This is a genomic window from Pseudoalteromonas sp. GW168-MNA-CIBAN-0100 (assembly GCF_040309225.1).
Taxonomy (GTDB): Bacteria; Pseudomonadota; Gammaproteobacteria; order Enterobacterales; family Alteromonadaceae; genus Pseudoalteromonas; species Pseudoalteromonas arctica.
In genome coordinates, this window is record NZ_JBEOOL010000512.1 from 1 (window position 1) to 277 (window position 277).

Consider the following 277-nt stretch of genomic DNA (forward strand, 5'->3'; position numbering starts at 1 on the left):
GTGTATGGATTAACTTTGCCACTTATTACTAAATCAGACGGTACTAAGTTTGGTAAAACGGAAGGCGGCGCAATTTGGCTTGATCCGAAAAAAACCTCACCGTATCGCTTTTACCAATTTTGGTTAAATTGTGACGATGCCGATGTATACAACTTTTTGCGTTTTTACACCTTTTTATCGGTAAAAGAAATTGAAGCCATTGAAGCGAATGACATTACCAGCCAACAAAAGCCTCAAGCGCAAGGTATTTTAGCCGAGCAATTAACCCGCTTTGTAC

At 39.7% G+C, this 277-nt stretch carries 1 pseudogene; it reads left to right on the forward strand.

Annotated elements, in window-relative coordinates:
* Positions 1–277, forward strand: a pseudogene (locus AAEY62_RS22215) (tyrosine--tRNA ligase); the annotation flags it as partial.